The organism is Streptomyces musisoli (assembly GCF_016741855.1).
GTDB lineage: Bacteria > Actinomycetota > Actinomycetes > Streptomycetales > Streptomycetaceae > Streptomyces > Streptomyces musisoli.
The window spans coordinates 1-17,635 of the sequence record NZ_JAERRH010000002.1; the positions used below are offsets into that span (position 1 = coordinate 1).

At 73.5% G+C, this 17,635-nt stretch carries 13 protein-coding genes; 8 read left to right on the forward strand and 5 right to left on the reverse strand.

Features of this window, described 5'->3' with window-relative positions; all coding sequences use genetic code 11:
• Nucleotides 1–88 precede the first annotated feature (88 nt).
• Nucleotides 89–1,528 (reverse strand): NADP-dependent phosphogluconate dehydrogenase, encoded by a 1,440-nt coding sequence (gene gnd, locus JK361_RS04100; protein WP_201814266.1) that lies wholly within the window; start codon nucleotides 1,526–1,528, stop codon nucleotides 89–91.
• A gap of 271 nt (nucleotides 1,529–1,799) precedes the next feature.
• On the opposite strand from gnd, the gene JK361_RS04105 reads away from it, so the two are divergent.
• Nucleotides 1,800–2,969 carry a transglycosylase family protein gene (locus JK361_RS04105; protein ID WP_201814267.1) on the forward strand — a complete coding sequence of 390 codons (1,170 nt, stop codon included), beginning with the start codon at nucleotides 1,800–1,802 and terminating at the stop codon, nucleotides 2,967–2,969.
• On the opposite strand, the gene JK361_RS04110 is transcribed toward JK361_RS04105, so the two are convergent.
• Entirely contained in the window at nucleotides 2,959–4,212 is a 1,254-nt protein-coding gene (locus JK361_RS04110; protein WP_201814268.1) for a DMT family transporter, read from the reverse strand. The two genes, JK361_RS04105 and JK361_RS04110, sit on opposite strands and share 11 nt — an antisense overlap.
• Before the next feature lie 228 nt (nucleotides 4,213–4,440).
• Here JK361_RS04110 and JK361_RS04115 point away from each other — a divergent pair, with 228 nt between their 5' ends.
• The 6 genes from JK361_RS04115 to JK361_RS04140 all read left to right on the forward strand — a co-directional run bounded on the left by JK361_RS04115 (nucleotide 4,441) and on the right by JK361_RS04140 (nucleotide 13,472).
• Nucleotides 4,441–5,193 carry a (2Fe-2S)-binding protein gene (locus tag JK361_RS04115; RefSeq protein WP_201814269.1) on the forward strand — a complete coding sequence of 251 codons (753 nt, stop codon included), beginning with the start codon at nucleotides 4,441–4,443 and terminating at the stop codon, nucleotides 5,191–5,193.
• Between the two features lie 40 nt (nucleotides 5,194–5,233).
• Entirely contained in the window at nucleotides 5,234–6,424 is a 1,191-nt protein-coding gene (gene glgA / locus JK361_RS04120; RefSeq protein ID WP_201814270.1) for a glycogen synthase, read from the forward strand.
• Between the two features lie 11 nt (nucleotides 6,425–6,435).
• Entirely contained in the window at nucleotides 6,436–7,656 is a 1,221-nt protein-coding gene (gene glgC / locus JK361_RS04125; RefSeq protein ID WP_201814271.1) for a glucose-1-phosphate adenylyltransferase, read from the forward strand.
• Nucleotides 7,657–7,781: 125 nt separating this feature from the next.
• On the forward strand, nucleotides 7,782–10,100 hold the full coding sequence (locus JK361_RS04130) for a GH92 family glycosyl hydrolase (protein ID WP_201814272.1): 2,319 nt from the start codon (nucleotides 7,782–7,784) through the stop codon (nucleotides 10,098–10,100).
• A gap of 147 nt (nucleotides 10,101–10,247) precedes the next feature.
• Complete coding sequence (locus JK361_RS04135; protein WP_201814273.1) at nucleotides 10,248–11,579, forward strand: wax ester/triacylglycerol synthase family O-acyltransferase; 1,332 nt, start codon at nucleotides 10,248–10,250, stop codon at nucleotides 11,577–11,579.
• A gap of 399 nt (nucleotides 11,580–11,978) precedes the next feature.
• Nucleotides 11,979–13,472, forward strand: coding sequence for an SDR family NAD(P)-dependent oxidoreductase (locus JK361_RS04140; protein ID WP_201814274.1), 1,494 nt, complete (start codon nucleotides 11,979–11,981; stop codon nucleotides 13,470–13,472).
• A gap of 151 nt (nucleotides 13,473–13,623) precedes the next feature.
• On the opposite strand, the gene JK361_RS04145 is transcribed toward JK361_RS04140, so the two are convergent.
• Complete coding sequence (locus JK361_RS04145; RefSeq protein ID WP_201814275.1) at nucleotides 13,624–14,019, reverse strand: hypothetical protein; 396 nt, start codon at nucleotides 14,017–14,019, stop codon at nucleotides 13,624–13,626.
• Between the two features lie 491 nt (nucleotides 14,020–14,510).
• On the opposite strand from JK361_RS04145, the gene JK361_RS04150 reads away from it, so the two are divergent.
• A complete protein-coding gene (locus JK361_RS04150; RefSeq protein WP_201814276.1) occupies nucleotides 14,511–14,684 on the forward strand; it encodes a hypothetical protein in 174 nt (57 codons plus the stop codon).
• A 101-nt stretch (nucleotides 14,685–14,785) separates the two neighbouring features.
• Here the strand turns inward: JK361_RS04150 and JK361_RS04155 are convergent, their stop codons facing one another.
• Entirely contained in the window at nucleotides 14,786–16,123 is a 1,338-nt protein-coding gene (locus JK361_RS04155; RefSeq protein WP_201814277.1) for an amidase, read from the reverse strand.
• Between the two features lie 288 nt (nucleotides 16,124–16,411).
• Nucleotides 16,412–17,422 (reverse strand): LacI family DNA-binding transcriptional regulator, encoded by a 1,011-nt coding sequence (locus tag JK361_RS04160; protein ID WP_236052542.1) that lies wholly within the window; start codon nucleotides 17,420–17,422, stop codon nucleotides 16,412–16,414.
• Nucleotides 17,423–17,635: the final 213 nt, after the last annotated feature.

A 17,635-nucleotide genomic window follows, 5' to 3' on the forward strand; every position in this document is an offset into this window, starting at 1 on the left:
CCACGCACCCGCACCCACGCACCCCCGCCGACACCGGCTTCCCTCGACACCGCCCCCGCCGACATCTAGCCCCCCCGACACCTACCCCCTACGCCGACACCTCCCCCCGGTCCCCGCCCCACAGCGTGTGGAACGCCCCGTCGCGGTCCACACGGCGGTACGTGTGTGCCCCGAAGAAGTCCCGCTGTCCCTGTGTGAGCGCCGCAGGCAGCCGCTCCGCCCGCAGCGCGTCGTAGTACGCCAGCGCCGCCGCGAACCCGGGCGTCGGCACCCCCTGCCGCACCGCCGCCGTCAGGACCTCCCGCCAGTCGTCCTGCGCGGCGGCGATCTCCCGCGCGAACGTCTCGTCGGACAGCAGGCTCGGCAGCTCCGCACGGGCGTCGTACGCGGCGCGGATGCGGTCCAGGAAGGCCGCCCGGATGATGCAGCCACCGCGCCAGATCGCGGACACCGCACCCAGGTCGATGTCCCAGCCGTACTCCTCGCTGCCCGCGGCGATCTCGTGGAAGCCCTGCGTGTACGACACGATCTTCGACGCGTACAGCGCCTGCTCCACCCGGTCCGCGAAGGCCGCCGCCTCCGACTCGCTCAGCGGCGACGGCTTGGGCCCCGCGAGCCCGCGGGACGCCTCGCGCAGCGCCGCGTGCCCGGACAGAGAACGGGCGAAGACCGCCTCGGCGATGCCGGACACCGGAACCCCGAGGTCCAGCGCGATCTGCACCGTCCAGCGGCCGGTGCCCTTCTGCTCGGCCCGGTCCACCACCACGTCCACGAACGGCTTGCCGGTGGCCGCGTCGACGTGGGACAGCACCTCGGCGGTGATCTCGATCAGGTAGGAGTCCAGCCGGCCGGTGTTCCAGGTGCGGAAGATGTCCGCGATCTGCGCCGGCGAGTACCCGGCGACGTCGCGCAGCAACTGGTACGCCTCGCCGATCAGCTGCATGTCGGCGTACTCGATGCCGTTGTGGACCATCTTCACGAAGTGCCCGGCGCCGTCGGGACCGCAGTGCGTGACACAGGGGGCGCCGTCCGCCGCCTTCGCGGAGATCTTCTCCAGCATCGGACCCAGCGACGCGTACGACTCCTTCGAACCGCCCGGCATGATGCTCGGGCCGTGCAGCGCGCCCTCCTCGCCGCCGGAGATGCCCGTGCCGACGAAGTGGATGCCCCGCTCACGCAGCTCCCGCTCCCGGCGCCGGGTGTCCGCGAAGTGCGCGTTGCCCCCGTCGATGATCATGTCGCCGGGTTCCAGCAGCGGGGCGAACTCCTCGATCACCGCGTCCGTCGGCTCGCCCGCCTTGACCATGATGACCAGGCGGCGCGGGCGCTCCAGCGCCGCCACGAAGTCCTCGGCGGTCTCGGCAGCGATGAAGTCACCCTCCTGCCCGAACTCCTCCACCAGCGCCTTCGTCCGCGAGACCGTACGGTTGTGCACGGCGACCGTGTAGCCGTTGCGGGCGAAGTTCCGGGCGAGATTGCGGCCCATGACCGCGAGGCCCGTGACGCCGATCTGCGCTGAAGTGCTCATACCGCCTGCTCCCTGGTTGCCTCGTGACTACGGCTCCGTCAGTACGGGTCCTCGCCCATCCTGACGTGCCGCTACGGCGAGCGCACATCCGACCCGCCAGGCATGTGTACGCAGCGCAGCCGCCTTCTGCCTCACTCACCGGGCGCCCGACTCAAGCAGGGGCCGTTTACGGCCACTTGGCCCCGGCGAGAGGCCGATTTCCCGTCTTGTCATGGCCTGTTCGCGGCGCTTACTTTTGCCGCTCCTGACGCATGCCGAGGGGATTTCGGACATGGCCGCACGCGGCCGGCACCGCCGGTACCAGCCGAACAGGATCAACCGCGCCTCACTCACCGTCACGGTGGGCGGTGCCGGCCTCGCGATTCCGCTGGTCGCCGCCGGCACCGCGAACGCCGCCGACGCCGCCACCTGGAACAAGGTCGCCGCCTGCGAGTCCAGTGGCAACTGGAGCATCAACACCGGCAACGGCTTCTACGGCGGACTCCAGTTCACCCGGTCCACCTGGGAGGCGTACGGCGGCACCCGCTATGCGCCGCGCGCCGACATGGCCACCCGGGCCGAGCAGATCGCCGTCGCCGAGAAGGTCCTGGACGGGCAGGGGCCCGGCGCCTGGCCCGTGTGCTCGGTGCGGGCCGGACTGACCCGGGGCGGCGGCGGCCCCGACGTGCACACCGACTCCACGGCCGCGCGTCCGGCGCACACCGGCACCACGCACTCCACCGCCCGGAAGTCCCATTCCGTCAAGGACGTGCAGCCGCAGACCACTCCGCAGTCGCGGGCGGGCCGCGCCGAGATGTACACGGTGGTGCACGGCGACACCCTCTCCGGCATCGCCGGCGACCACCACGTACAGGGCGGCTGGCGCACGCTGTACGCGGGCAACCGCTCCACGATAGGCGCCGATCCCGACCTGATCGTGCCGGGTCAGCGGCTCAGCCTGAGCGGCACCCACGCCACTCCCGCGCCTCCCAAGTCCCGGAAGCGGAAGGCTCCTTCGGAGCATCCCACCACGCATCACACCCCGCCGCCGACCCGGCACGCGCTCGTCGCACCGGTGACCGCGTCCATCGGCACGGGCTACCGCGTGGCGGGCTCCCACTGGTCGAAGGGCTACCACACCGGCGTCGACTTCCTCGTACCGACCGGCACCCCGGTCAAGGCGGCGGCGGCCGGACAGGTGGTCGCCGCGGGCTGGGGCGGTTCGTACGGCTACCAGGTGGTGCTCCGGCACGGCGACGGCCGCTACACCCAGTACGCCCATCTGTCCGCCATCTCCGCGCGGGTCGGCCAGAGCGTCACCGCCGGACAGCGCATCGGCCGTTCCGGCTCCACCGGGAACGTCACGGGCCCGCATCTGCACTTCGAGGTGCGGACGGGGCCCGGCTTCGGTACGGACGTCGACCCGCTCGCCTATCTGCGGGCCGGCGGCGTCAGGATCTGACGCGCGTACGCTGCCGGCTCAGGGTCGGCAGCGGCGCATGGATGGCCGCGGACAGCAGGGCGTACGACGCGGGGAGCACAAGGTCGTCCGGCTCGTCGCTGTCCTCGGTGTCCGCCCCGTCCCCGGCGGGGCCCGGCACGAGCAGCCCCCGCAGGGCCGGCTCGCCCGGTCCCGCGCCGGTCCCGCGCCGCCCGGCCCGGTTCCTTCCGGCGCGCCCGGCTCCGCGCTGCCGCGGCACACCGAGCCGCGCCCGGGCGGCGGCCGGCACCGTCTCGGCAGCGGCCGGCACCGCATCGGCGACGGTCGGCACCGTCTCCACAGCGGCCGGCACCGTCTCGGCGGCGGCCGACACCGTCTCCACAGCGGCCGGCACCGTCTCGGCAGGGGCCGGTGTGGCCGTGGCCGGTGCCGTCGTGGGCGACAGCCGCTCCGTCGTCAGCATGATCAGGCCGCCCGCCGCCACCACCCCGCAGCCCAGGGCCAGCACGGTGCCCGTGGTGCCGTGGCGGAACGTCTCGCCGAACATCAGGATGCCGACCGCGGCGGCCAGCATCGGGTTGACCACCGTCGCCGTGGCCAGCGGGGCGGCGAGGCCGCCGCCCCGGTAGGAGGCCTGGGACAGCAGGACGCCGGCGACCGTGAACACAGCGATCACCGCGAGGGAGGGCAGGTCGCCCGTGCCGGGGCCGTGGGACCAGTCCACCGCCACGGTCTTGGTGAACACCGACGACATGCCGAACGCGATACCGGACGCGGTGGCGAGCAGCACGCTGCGCACCGCCGGGTGCCGGTGCGCGGCCAGGCCCGCGAACGTCAGTGCCGCCACCGCCCCGCCGGTGACCAGAGCGACCGTCAGCCGCTGCGCCGGGGCGAGGGAGTGCGCGGAGGAGGAGCCGACCAGGGACAGCAGACCGGCGAGGCCCACCGTGGCCATCAGGGCCCCGCGCCAGGCGGTCGCGCCGGCCCGGCGGCCGACGCACAGCGCGGCCATGGGCAGCGCGAAGACGATGGTCAGCGCGCCGAGCGGCTGGACCAGACTGAGCGGCCCGTAGGCCAGTGCCACGACGTGCAGCACACCGCCGAGACCGTTGAGCGTCAGCGCGCCCCACCAGCCCGGCCGGCGCAGCGGCAGATACGCGCTGTCGGGGGAGGACCCCGCGACCTGCTCCTGCGCGATCGCTCCGCCCGCGTAGGCGAGGGCGGAGACGACCGAGAGGAGCACGGACAACGCCAGGGCGCTCATCGCTGTCTCCTCTGCGGGCGGCGGGCGTCCTGGGCCCGGCGCGGCGTACGGTCGGCTTCCATGGCCAACACTCTGCCCGCCCGGGCTCTTCCCGTCGTCGTACCTGAGCACGCCATGCGTCCTACTGCCGATGGAGTACACCGGCCGGACGATCATCCCCTGGAGGGGTGACCGCGGGTGGACACCCGAGGGGCCGCCCCTACTACGGGCCTGGTAGTAGTGCCTGTCGTGGATCTCGACCCCGAACTCGCCGCACTGCGCCCCCTCGGGGGCTTCTTCGTCCTGCGTACCGCGCTCGGCGCGGCCGGAGCCGCCGGCACCCCGCGGCCGCCGACCCTCGCGCAGGGGTACGAAGGGGCGACTTCGGATGTCCACCCGGATCCGGTGGCGTTGCGCGTCGCCACCGTCGGGGAGCGGCTGGGGACCTCCGAGGCGCGGGTCGCCGCCTCCATCGCCCAGCAGGGGCTCGCCGCCCGGCTGTGGTCGGCGGCCCTGGGGTGTGCCGTCCTGTACGGCCGGCTGCCCGACCTGGACCCGCGCCTGCTGCGCTGGGACGTCCTCGCCGCCGCGCCCGACGACCTGTGGCTCACCGAGCTGCGCCCGCTGCCCGGCGACGCGGCCACGCTCACGGCCGCCGTGCTGCACGGTCATCTGGAGCCTCTGGTCGCCGCCTTGACGGACCGCTACGGCGTCGCGGCGGGTCTGCTGTGGGGCAACGCGGGCTCCGCGCTCGCCGCGACCGCCCGGGAACTGGGCCGCTGGGCCCGGGCCCACGGCCGTACCGACGTGGCGGCCCGCACCCGCGCCCTCACCGGTGAACTGTTCGACCACCCTCTGCTGAGCGCCACCGGCGCACGCACCGGCACGGCCTTCCGGCGTCGCAGCTGCTGCCTGTACTACCGGGTGCCGGGCGGCGGGCTCTGCGGCGACTGCTGCTTCACCCGCCCGCCGCACTCTTCCCCGGACGCCGCGTCTGGGTGACCATGGAAGGAACCTGCCGCCGAGACCAGGGGGTTGACGGGTGCGAGTGGGGCTTTTGACCCGGGAGTACCCCCCGGACGTGTACGGCGGTGCCGGTGTCCACGTGGAGTTCCTCGCCCGCGAACTGACCTCGCTGGTGGACCTGGAGGTGCACTGCTGGGGTGAGGGGCGCGGGGCCGGCGTCGTACGCCACCGTCCCTGGTCCGCCCTGGACGGCTCCAACGACGCGCTGCGCACCTTCTCCGTGGACCTCGCCGTCGCCGCCGCCCTCGAAGGCCGCGAACTCGTCCACTCCCACACCTGGTACGCCAATCTCGCCGGCCACGTCGCCAAGCTGCTGTACGGCGTGCCGCACGTGGTGACCGCCCACTCGCTGGAGCCGCTGCGCCCCTGGAAGGCCGAGCAACTCGGGGGCGGCTACGCCCTGTCGAGCTGGGCCGAGCGCACCGCGATCGAGGCCGCCGACGCCGTGATCGCCGTCTCGGGCGCCATGCGGGAGGACGTCATCGACTGCTATCCGGCGCTGGACCCGGCCCGCGTGCACGTGATCCGCAACGGCATCGACACCCGGCTCTACCGCCCCGCCCACGGCACCGACGCCCTCACCCGGCACGGCATCGACCCCGCCCGCCCGTACGTCCTGTTCGTCGGCCGGATCACCCGGCAGAAGGGCGTGCCCCAGCTGCTGCGCGCGGTACGGGACATCGACCCCGGGGTGCAGGTGGTGCTCTGCGCGGGCGCCCCCGACACCCCGGAGATCGAACGGGAGTTCCGGGAGCTGTTCGAGGAGCTGCGCCGGGTGCGGGCGGGCGTGCTCTGGATCCCGCAACTGCTCCCGCGCCCCGAGGTGATCCAACTCCTCACCCACGCTGCGGTGTTCGCCTGCCCCTCGGTGTACGAGCCGCTCGGCATCGTCAACCTGGAGGCGATGGCCTGCGGCACGCCCGTGGTGGCGTCCCGGGTGGGCGGGATCCCCGAGGTCGTCCAGGACGGCCGTACGGGCCTCCTCGTCGACGTGGACGACGACTTCGTGGCCGCTCTCGCCCGGGCCCTGGACACCGTCCTGGCCGACCCGGAGGCGGCCCGGCGGATGGGGGAGGCCGGACGGGCGCGCGCGGTCCGGGAGTTCGGCTGGGACGTGGTCGCCCGCCGCACGGCGGGGCTGTACGGGGAGATCCTCGGGCGGGCTCGGTCCGGCCCGCTCGGGGCATCCATGCCGGAACGAGGGTGAGGGGAGCGGCCATGCGTCGTGGAGGGCCTTCCGTACTCGGGATCGTGCTGGCGGGCGGGGAGGGCAAGCGCCTGATGCCGCTGACCGCTGACCGTGCCAAACCGGCGGTCACCTTCGGCGGCACCTACCGGCTCGTCGACTTCGTGCTGTCCAACCTGGTCAACGCCGACGTGCTGCGCATCTGTGTGCTGACCCAGTACAAGTCGCACTCGCTGGACCGGCACATCACCACCACCTGGCGGATGTCCAGCCTGCTCGGCAACTACGTCACCCCGGTCCCCGCGCAACAGCGCCTCGGCCCCCGCTGGTACCTGGGCAGCGCCGACGCGATCCTCCAGTCCCTGAATCTCGTGTACGACGAGCAGCCGGAGTACGTGGCCGTGTTCGGTGCCGACCACGTGTACCGCATGGATCCCCGGCAGATGCTCGCGCAGCACATCGAGGGCGGCGCGGGTGTGACGGTGGCCGGGATCCGGGTGCCGCGGGCGGAGTCCTCGTCCTTCGGCGTGATCACCCCGGGGTCCGACGGCCGCACCGTCGAACGCTTCCTGGAGAAGCCCGCCGATCCCCCCGGCCTGCCGGACGACCCCGGGTGCGTCTTCGCCTCCATGGGCAACTACATCTTCACCACGAAGGCCCTGATCGAGGCGCTGCACCGGGATGCCGAGGACTCGCAGTCCGTGCACGACATGGGCGGTTCGATCCTGCCGCAGCTGACCGCGCGCGGCGAGGCCGGGCTCTACGACTTCAGCGAGAACCACGTGCCCGGCGAGACCCCGGGCGACCAGGGCTACTGGCGGGACGTGGGCACCCTGGACGCCTACTACGAGGCGCACATGGACCTGATCGCCGAGCGCCCGGCGTTCAACCTCTACAACCGGCAGTGGCCCGTCTACACCCACTCGGGCCAGCTCTCCCCGGCCCGTTTCAACGCGGGTGGCATCGCGAGCGAGTCCATCATCAGCGCGGGCTGCCTGATCCGCGGCCAGGTCACCCGATCGGTGCTCTCCCCGGGCGTGCGCGTCGACCCGGGGGCGGTGGTCCAGGGCTCGGTCCTGCACGACAACGTCCGCATCGGCCGTGGAGCGGTGGTCCGCGGCGCGGTCCTGGACAAGAACGTGGAGGTCCCGCCGGGCGCGACGATCGGCGTCAATCCGGAGCGGGACGCCGAGCTGTACACCGTCTCCAAGGGCGGCGTCATCGCGCTGGGGAAGGGCCGGCGCGTGTCCTGACGGACGCGCCGTCAGCAGCGCTCCGGCGCGACGCGTTTCGCACCATTCCCTCGGAATGCCCGGGTTCATGGCGTCCGGCCTTCAGGATGCAGGCAACGATGTCCAACCTGCGGAGGTCATCCGACATGAGAGGGACCCGGCGCACGAGGCTGTGTCTGGCCGGGGTGATGGCAGCGACCACGCTGATCACCCCTGCCGCACGGGCCGCAGAGCGGGCCGACGGCCGCCTCACCGACCTGGTCAACCCGTTCATCGGGACCCAGAACGAGGGCAACACCTTCCCCGGCGCGGCCGTGCCCTTCGGCATGGTGCAGCTCTCCCCGGACACCGGGCACAGCACCGGCTACGACTACACGCAGAACCGTATCCGCGGTTTCTCCCTGGTCCATCTCTCGGGCGTCGGCTGCCGCATCGGCGGCGACCTGCCCGTGCTGCCCACCACCGGCGACGTCACACAGACGGACCACGCCCGGTACGCGGCCGCGTTCTCGCACGACGACGAGGAGGCGAGCCCCGGCTACTACCGGGTCGGCCTCGCCTCCGGCATCCGCGCCGAGCTGACCGCGACCGCCCGCACCGGGGTGCAGCGCTACACCTTCCCGGCCACCACCAAGGCCAACGTCCTGCTGAACGCGGCCCAGTCGCTGCACAAGCCGGTCGGCAGCACGGTGGAGGTCCTGGACGACCGCACGGTGCGCACCGAGATCACCGGCCACGGCTTCTGCCGCGACACCGGCCCGTACACGGTCTACACCGTCACCCGGTTCAGCCGGCCCTTCACCGCCTACGGCACCTGGGACGGCCGGACCATCACCCCGGGCGCCCGCAGCGGACCCGGCGGTGCCTACGTCCGCTTCGACACCACCCGCAACCGCACCGTCGAGGCGACCACCGCCCTGTCGTACGTCGACTCCCGAGGCGCCGCGACCAACCTGCGCGCCGAGGGCGGCCGGTCCTTCGACGCCGTGCGCCGGCGGGCCCGCGCGGAGTGGGAGCGCCGGCTCGACGGTGTCCGGGTGCGGGGCGGCACGCCCACGCTCCGCCGGACCTTCTACTCCTCGCTGTACCGGTCGTACCTCGCGCCCAACGTCGGCAGCGACGCCGACGGCCGCTACTTCGGCTGGGACCGCCGTACCCACCGGGCCCGGGGCTTCACCTACTACCAGAACTGGTCGCTGTGGGACACCTACCGCACCCAGGCCCAGCTGCTCGCGCTCCTCGCGCCGCGTGAGGCGCGGGACATGGCCCGGTCGGTGGTCGCGGTCGACGAGGACGGGGGGTGGCTGCCGAAGTGGGGCTACGGCCCGGTCGAGACGAACGTCATGAGCGGTGACCCGGTCACCCCGTTCCTGACCACCGCCTACCGGATGGGGCTCCTGAAGGGCTTCGAGGAGCGGGCCTACCGGGCGCTCAGGAAGAACGCCGACGGCGTGCCGCCGGCCGAGTACCCGGGCATCGGCCGGGAGGCCAACGCCGAGTACGTCGCGCACGGGTTCGCGCCCTACGTCAAGGGCCGGCCGTACGCCAAGATGGGCGACTCCGACTACCACCACGGCGCCTCCGTCACCCTGGAGTACGCGCTCGCCGACGCGATGCTCGCCCAGATGGCCCGCGGTCTCGGGCACGACGAGGACGCGGCCCGCTACGCGGCCCGCTCGCGCAACTACCGCAACGTCTTCGACCCGGCCACCGGCTTCTTCCGGGCCCGTGACGCCTCCGGCGCCTTCACCGGCTCGCCCGACCCGGCCCGTGGCACCGGCTTCCACGAGGGCACCGCCTGGCAGTACCAGTGGCTCGTCCCGCAGGACGTGCCGGGCATGGTCGGGCTGATCGGCGGCACGCACGCCGCCAACGAGCGCCTGGACTCCTTCTTCGCCTACGGCCGGCTGCTCGCCGACCCGGAGGGCACGGCCCGCGAGGTGTGGGTGCACGGGGACCCGTACGCCTACTACAACGCCGCCGTGTACAACCCGATGAACGAGCCGGACCTCATCGCGCCCTACACCTACCTCTCCACCGGCCAGCCCTGGAAGACCACGGACGTGGTGCACGCGGCGCTGACCCTGTTCACGGACGGTCCCACCGGCATGACCGGCAACGACGACCTCGGCACCATGTCCGCCTGGAACGTCCTGTCGTCGATCGGGCTCTTCCCGGTCCAGCCCGGCTACGACACCTGGGGCCTGACCACCCCGGTCTTCGACCACGTCGACCTGGCGCTGGACCGTCACTACTGGCCGAGCGGCCGGCTGACCGTCACCGCGCCCGGCACCTCGGCCACCGACCGCTACGTCCAGGCCGTGCGCACGGACGGGACCCCGCTCGGCAGGACCTATCTGACGACGGCCGCGCTGCGTTCGCTGCGCTCCGTCGCCTTCACGGTCGGCCCGCGCCCGTCGGAGTGGGGTACGTCACCCGAGGCGGCGCCACCCGTCCTGAGGTGACCTGAGCCGTCTCCGGAGTCCCGCGGCTTTCAGCGGCGGCGGGACTTAACCTGACGTTAACTGTGCGTAGCTTGATCGTACTTGACCGTAATCGTCTGGCGGAGATTGACTGCTGATCCACCCGTCGCCGACGCGTGAGGCAAGCCCTTGACTTCCGACCTGCTCGCTCCCCTCGATCTGGCCTTCTGGAACATGGAGTCCGACCGGCACCCGATGCACCTCGGGGCGCTGGGTGTCTTCGCCGCGCACTCGCCGACCGCCGGGGCCCACGCCGCCGACCTGCTCGCCGCCCGCGCCGCCGCCGTACCCGGCCTGCGCATGCGCATCCGCGACATCTGGCAGCCGCTCGCCTTCGGCGGCGCCACCCGCGAGACCGACCCGGACTTCGACCCCCTGAACCATGTCCGGCTGCACGCCCCGACCGACGACTTCCACGCGGTCGCCGGCCGGCTGATGGAGCGCCCGCTGGAACGCGGCCGGCCGCCGTGGGAGGCGCATGTGCTGCCCGGCGAGGACGGGGTGTCCTTCGCCGTGCTCTTCAAGTTCCACCACGCCCTCGCCGACGGACTGCGCGCGCTGAAGCTCGCCGCCGGCGTCCTGGACCCCGTCGACCTGCCCGAGCGCGCCCCCCGCGCCATCGAGCCGCCGCGCGGCCTGCTGTCCGACGTGCGCCGGCTGCCCGCACTGGTCCCCGGGCTGCTCAGGGGCGCCCTGTCCGACGCGGGCCGGGCCGTGGACATCGGCGCCTCGCTCGCCCGCTCCACCCTCGGCATGCGCCCGTGCGCCGCGCTCACCTCCACGCCCAGCGGCACCCGCCGCACCGCCGGCGTCGTCGTCGACATCGACGACGTGCACCGGGTGCGCAAGAGCGCCGGCGGCACCGTGAACGACGTCCTCATCGCCGTCGTCGCCGGCGCCCTGCGCCGCTGGCTGGACGAGCGCGGCGACGGCAGCGAAGGGGTCGCCCCGCGCGCCCTCATCCCGGTCTCCCGGCGCCGCCCGCGCACCGCGCAACCGCAGGGCAACCGGCTCTCCGGGTACCTGATACGGCTTCCGGTCGACGACCCGGACCCGCTCCGGCGGCTGGGCGCGGTGCGCACGGCGATGGTCCGCAACAAGGACGCGGGCTCCGATCGCGGGGCCGGCGCGGTCGCGCTGCTCGCCGATCACGTGCCCGCGCTCGGCCACCGGCTCGGCGGGCCGCTGGTCGGCCAGGCCGCCCGGCTGTGGTTCGACATCCTGGTCACCAGCGTGCCGCTGCCCGGCATCGGGCTCCGGCTCGGCGGCCACCAGCTGGCCGAGGTGTATCCGCTGGCCCCGCTCGCGCCCGGCCAGGCGCTGGCGGTCGCGATCTCCACGTATCGCGGGAGCGTGCACTACGGGCTCGTCGCCGACGCGCGGGCCGTGCCGGACCTGGAGGTGTTCGCCCGGGCGGTGTCGGAGGAGGTCGAGGCGCTGCTGACGGCCTGCGACTGCTGACACCCGCGTCCGGCCGGCCGGGTGTGACTGCCGGCACCTGCCTCCGGCCGCTCGGGTGTGCGTGCCGGCGCCTGTCACCGGCCGGCCGGCCGGGTGTGCGTGCCGGCACCTGTCACCGGCCGCTTGGGTGTGAGTACCGACACCTGCCTCCGGCCGGTCGTGGCCGCCACCTCAGCCCCGTGCGGCGCTCGTCACGGGGGGGCCGGACGGTCCCGCAGCAGGCGGACGCGCCGTCGGGGACCCGCGGGCGCGTGGCCGGGGCGGGATGATCCGCAGGTGTGGGCGGGGCCCCTGCGGGAAAGCGGTTTGGTTCCCGGGCCCGCCGCTCCGTAAAATCCGCTGTTCGAAAGCGGGCGCGAGTCGGAGCGCTGCGCGGGTGATCAGGGAAGCGGCAGCGCGATGACGGTGACAGAGGACGGCTCGGCGTCCATGGACGAGGTGGTCTACGGGCCCGGTATCGACCCCGAGCGGCTGGCCGTCTGCCTGAGCGTGCTGGAGGAGCTGGACCGGATCGAGGTCGACCACCCCGACGCGATCGCGGTGCGCCGGGCCACGTCGCACATCTACCGCACGGTCAAGCAGCGCCGCCGCCAGGAGCGCCGGGCCGCCAAGACCGCGCACGACCGCACCGTCACCGAGGCCACCGCGACCGGCTCCGCCGAGCGCATCGACGACGAGACCGAGGGCATCCTGCCCTCCTCCAAGGTCGGGGCCGGCCGGATCGCGGGCATACTCCAGCGCCCGCGTTCCTGCTACGTCTGCAAGCAGCGCTACGTCGAGGTCGACTACTTCTACCACCAGCTGTGCCAGAAGTGCGCCGCCGAGAACCGCACCAAGCGGGACGCGAGCGCCGACCTCACCGGCAAGCGCGCCCTGCTCACCGGCGGCCGGGCCAAGATCGGCATGTACATCGCGCTGCGGCTGCTGCGCGACGGCGCGCACACGACCATCACGACGCGGTTCCCCAAGGACGCCATCCGCCGCTTCAAGGCGATGGACGACTCGGCGGACTGGATGCACCGCCTGGAGGTCGTCGGCATCGACCTGCGCGACCCGGCCCAGGCCGTCGCGCTGGCCGACCAGCTCACCGAGGCGGGCCCGCTGGACATCCTGATCAACAACGCCACCCAGACCGTGCGCCGTCTGCCCTCCGCCTACGCCGCCCTGGTCGAGGGCGAGAGCGCGCCGCTGCCCGCCGGGGAGCTGCCCGCCCACCACGTCATCGGCGCCTTCAACTCCGGTGCGGTCGACGGCCTGGCCGCGCTGCCGGTCGGCACCAGCGGGCTCGACGCGCAGAAGGTCGCCGACCTCGCGCTGGTCGCGGGCAACGCCAGCGTCGCCCGGCACCTCGACGGCACCGCCATCGACGCCGGCGGCCTGCTGCCCGACGTCGTCGAGTCCAACACCTGGGTCCAGACCATCGAGCAGATCTCGCCGGTGGAGCTGCTGGAGACCCAGCTGTGCAACTACACGGCGCCCTTCATCCTGATCAGCAAGCTCCGCCCGGCCATGGCCGATGCCGCCAGGAAGGCGGCGAGCGGACGGGCCTACGTGGTGAACGTCTCGGCCATGGAAGGCGTCTTCGCCCGCGGCTACAAGGGCGCGGGCCACCCGAACACCAACGCCGCCAAGGCCGCGATGAACATGGTGACGCGGACCAGCGCCGAGGAGATGTTCCAGGCCGACGGCATCCTCATGACCTCGGTCGACACGGGCTGGATCACCGACGAGCGCCCCCACTACGACAAGCTGCGCCTCGCCGAGGCCGGCTTCCACGCGCCCCTCGACCTCGTCGACGGCGCCGCCCGCGTCTACGACCCGATCGTGCGCGGCGAGGCGGGCGAGGACCTGTACGGCGTCTTCCTGAAGGACTACGCGCCCGGCAAGTGGTGATCCGCCGGGCGGGTGACGCCCCGGCCGGGGCGTCCGGGCCGGGGAAGCCGCGCCACGGACGCCCGGGCTGACCCCCGGACAGCCGGAGAGCCGGAGAGTCGCAGAGCCGGAGAGCCGGAGAGCCGCTGTGCCGGTGTGCGGCAGCGGGCCCTCAGTCGACCGCGCCGAGCCGCGCGTGGCGGGCCGCCACCAGTTCCAGCACCGTGCGCCAGTCCTCCAGCACGCCCGCGTCGAAGCCGGCCGTGCGGCTCTCCTCGCCGGCCTGGCGCAGCCGCAGCAGATCGTCGTCGGCGGGGTCCGCGGCCCCGCCCACCAGCCGGGAGACCCGCTCCCCGAGCAGGGAGCGCACCGCCTCGGCCGCGCTACGCGCCCGTGCCGACTCGTCGTCCGGGCCAAGCGCCGGCCCGATGCCCCGCACCAGGGCCGCCACCTGGAGCTCCTTGTCGGCGGGACGGCTGCGGCGGAGCAGCGCCGCGGTCCGCAGCGCGTGCTGGTGCCGGCCGGTGTACAGCAGATCCATCAGCTCCTCGACGCTGCGCAGCTCCATGCGTCAGTCCTTCCGCGAGACAGCCGTTGCCGCGTCAGCAGACCATGGCGAGCTTGCCGCCCGGCCAACGGCACTTGAACTGCGCCGGGTCCGGCCGGCGGCTGCTAGCCGGTTCGAAGAAGCGTTCGCCCGTATAGGCCGAGTGGGTGATTCCGTGCGTCGTCCGAGTGGCCGCCATACTTCAAAAAGCCCCATATTAGGGTGTATTGGGGTGCTGCAAGAAGCGTAGGGCTTACAGCTTGTTTGCCATCCCTATCGAGCGGATGGCCGCTCATTTGGTTAATCTGGAGTGGACGGACAGCAGTACGGGGTCCCACCCACACCCATCGTCCGTCCTGGGGTGAGCCGCTCCACAACGGCCTGCACTCACAGAGACACCGGCGCCACCGCGTCCGAAGCGGCCTTCCATCCAGACCCGAGCGGGCGTCCAGCGCCGAAGCGCAGACTGTCCGGTACGCCCCGAGGGTGACCCGACACATAAGGAGTGCGCGGTGACACCGGAGAAGACGAATCGCGAGCAGCGCCCCAAGGAACACACGGAGCGCGCGGGCCGCCGGCCCGGAGAACTCGGCAGCCTCGACGTGTGGGCCAGATCCGCCCCGATCCGCCTCGCGGGCTACGAGGACGATCTGGCCGAGCCGCACATCCTGCCGAGCGTGGACTGACCTCGCCGTCGTCACCGTCGCGATCGCCGCGATCGCCGCGCGCATGGGCGTGCCGGACTCACGCCCATGCCGACTGACGCCCTTCCCTCACCGCCGCGCCGTCACGGTGCCGTCCGCCGCCAGGGGCTCAGCTCCTCCAGCTCCGCCGCCAGGTCCAGCAGGACGGACTCCGTGCCCGGCCGGCCCACGAACTGCACGGCGCAGGGGGCGCCCGAGGGCAGGGTGCCGGCCGGGACGGACATCGCCGGCCAGCCGGTCAGGTTCCACGGCGGGGTGAAGGGTGAATAGGCGGAGTTGGCGAGGACGTTGCGCAGCCAGCCGCGTTCGTGCCACGGGCCGGCCTTCGGGGAGCGGCGGGCCAGAGCCGGGGTGAGCAGCACGTCGTACTCGGTGAAGAACGGTGTCAGCCGGGCCCGCAGCCGGTCCCGGGCCGCGCCGGTGCGGACGGTGCCCTCGAAGCGGCGGCCCAGGGCCGCGTGCACCCGGGTGCGGCGGGCCAGCCGCGCCCGGTTCAGGTCCGCGGCGTCCCTCGCCGTCCCGGCCGTCCAGTGCTGCAGCGCGGTCACGCCGAGGGAGAGCGGGTACGGCGGCTCGGCCCGCCGCACCTGGTGCCCGGACCGGGCCAGCGCCCCGGCCGCCTGCCGCACCGCGGCCGTGTACGGCCGGCTCACGCTCACCCCGGCGACCGGGCTGCGCAGCGCGACGGCGATCTTCCGGGGACGCGGCTCCTCGCGGCGGGCGAACTCCGTGTCGGCCAGGACCCCCAGCATCAGCCGCGCATCCTCGACCGTCGTGGCCAGCGGGCCGTTCTCCGACATGCCGAACCAGTCGCCGTTGCCGATCCCCGCCGGCACCACCGCGTGTCCCGGTTTCAGCGTGACCAGCCCGCAGTTGGCGGCGGGGATGCGCAGCGAGCCCATCCCGTCGTTGCCGAGCGCGAGCGGCACCAGCCCCGCGGCCACCGCCGCCGCGCTGCCACCGGAGGAGCCGCCGGCCGTGCGGGACGGGTCCCAGGGGTTGCGGGCGATGCCGTAGGGGCCCTCCGTGGTGGCGAAGACGCACAGCTCGGGCACGTTCGTCAGGCCGACGACCACCGCACCGGCCGCGCGCAGCCGGGCCACCGTCACGTGATCGTCGGCGGCCGGGGCTTCCGGGGTGGCGGCGGAGCCGATGCGGCACGCCTCGCCGCGCACCGGCAGATTGTCCTTGACCGCCACCGGCACGCCCGCGAGCGGCAGTTGTGCCAGCTCGCCACGGGCGGCCACCTCGTCGGCCTCGGCGAGCGCCGCCTCCGCCCGGACCTTCCGGAACGCCCCGATCCGGCCGTCGAGCCGCTCGATCCGCGCGAGATGCTCGGCCACCACCTCCCGGGGCGTGACCCGCTTCTCGCGGACGGCGGCGGCGATCTCGGCGGCACTCCGGCCGGCCCAGCTGCTCACGGGCGCTCCTAGGCTAGTCGTCGGTTCCGCGCCCGCCGGCTCCCCGGCTACTCGCCGGTATGCAAGGCGCGTAGGGAGAACTGTGCCCGGCCGCGCCGGGTACGTCGAGAGCCCGTTCCCGCCCGGCGGCCCCCGGTACGTCGGTCGGAACCCGTTCCCGCCCGGCGGCCCCCGGTACGTCGGTCGGAACCCGTTCCCGCCCGGCGGCACCCGGTACGTCGAGAGGCCGTTCCCGCCGGTCGCCGGTCGCCGGTCGCCGGTCGCCGGTCGCCGGTCGCCGGTCGCCCGTCATCCGACGGCGGCGGCCGCCGTGCTGCCCCGCACCGTCAGACGCGGCATCGGCACGCGCACCGCCCGCGCCGAGCCACCGTCCAGCAGGGCCGTCAACTCCCGTGCCGCCGTGCGGCCGAACTCCGCGCTGTCCCGGGACAACGCGGACAGCCAGGGCTCGACCATGCGGCACAGGGCCGAGTCCTCCCAGGAGACGACGGAGACGTCCTCCGGCACCCGGCAGCCGAGTTGGGCCGCCGCCGCGACCCCGGCCACCGCCATCACGTCGTTGTCGAAGATCAACGCGGTCGGGGGAGCGGCGGCGCTCAGGACGCGACGGGTGACGGCGGCACCCTCGGCGTCCGAGTAGTCGGTGGTCACCGACCGGACCTCGGTCAGGCCCCGCCCTTCGGCCTCGCCCCGCAGGGCCCGCACCCGGCGCTGGGTGTGCGCGAGGTCGGGCAGACCGGCGATGTGGGCGATCCGGCGGTGGCCGAGGGCGGTCAGCTCGTCCACGACCGACGCCATCGCGCCCGCGTCGTCCGCCCAGACCGTGGACAGCCCGGGGTGACGCTCGTCCGGTGCGCCGCCGATCACCACGGCGGGCAAACCGAGTTCGTCCAGCAGCTCCGGGCGCGGGTCGGCGGCGCGCGGATCGACGACCAGCACGCCGTCCACCCGGTGCTCGGCCCACCAGCGCCGGTACACCGCGCACTCGTCGGCCACGTCCTCCACCACCTGGAACAGCAGCCCCAGATGGCGCTCGGCGAGCACCTCCTGGATGCCGGAGACGAGCTGGAGGAAGAACGAGTCGACGCCCAGCGTGTCCGCCGGGCGGGCCAGCACGAAGCCGACCGTCGCCGCGCCCTCCCCGGACAGGGCGCGGGCCGCCGTGCTGGGCCGCCACCCCAGCTGCTCGGCGACGCGGCGCACCCGGGCACGGGTGACCTCGGAGACGCCGGGGCGGTCGTTGAGCGCGAAGGACACCGCGCTCTCGGACACTCCGGCCCGCCGGGCGATGTCCTTCATCGTGGGCCGGCGGGCGGGGGACCGTCTGGTCGGCACGTTTCTCCCCCTTCCGGGAAGGTGCTCGCTAATGCGCTTGAGTGTCAAGACCCTAAAGCGCATTAGCAGTTGACGGCAAGTTCTCGGCCAGAACCGTCTGACCTGCACTGATGAAGGCCGTATTTCTTTAGCTCCAACGAATGCATTGACTTTCTCCGAACGCACTGGGCAAGGTCT

Coding starts and splice junctions, on each gene's coding strand:
- gnd (WP_201814266.1), bottom strand. CDS start 1,528: ATGAGCACTTCAGCGCAGATCGGCGTCACGGGCCTCGCGGTCATGGGC.
- JK361_RS04105 (WP_201814267.1), top strand. CDS start 1,800: ATGGCCGCACGCGGCCGGCACCGCCGGTACCAGCCGAACAGGATCAAC.
- JK361_RS04110 (WP_201814268.1), bottom strand. CDS start 4,212: ATGAGCGCCCTGGCGTTGTCCGTGCTCCTCTCGGTCGTCTCCGCCCTC.
- glgC (WP_201814271.1), top strand. CDS start 6,436: ATGCGTCGTGGAGGGCCTTCCGTACTCGGGATCGTGCTGGCGGGCGGG.
- JK361_RS04130 (WP_201814272.1), top strand. CDS start 7,782: ATGAGAGGGACCCGGCGCACGAGGCTGTGTCTGGCCGGGGTGATGGCA.
- JK361_RS04140 (WP_201814274.1), top strand. CDS start 11,979: ATGACGGTGACAGAGGACGGCTCGGCGTCCATGGACGAGGTGGTCTAC.
- JK361_RS04145 (WP_201814275.1), bottom strand. CDS start 14,019: ATGGAGCTGCGCAGCGTCGAGGAGCTGATGGATCTGCTGTACACCGGC.
- JK361_RS04160 (WP_236052542.1), bottom strand. CDS start 17,422: ATGAAGGACATCGCCCGGCGGGCCGGAGTGTCCGAGAGCGCGGTGTCC.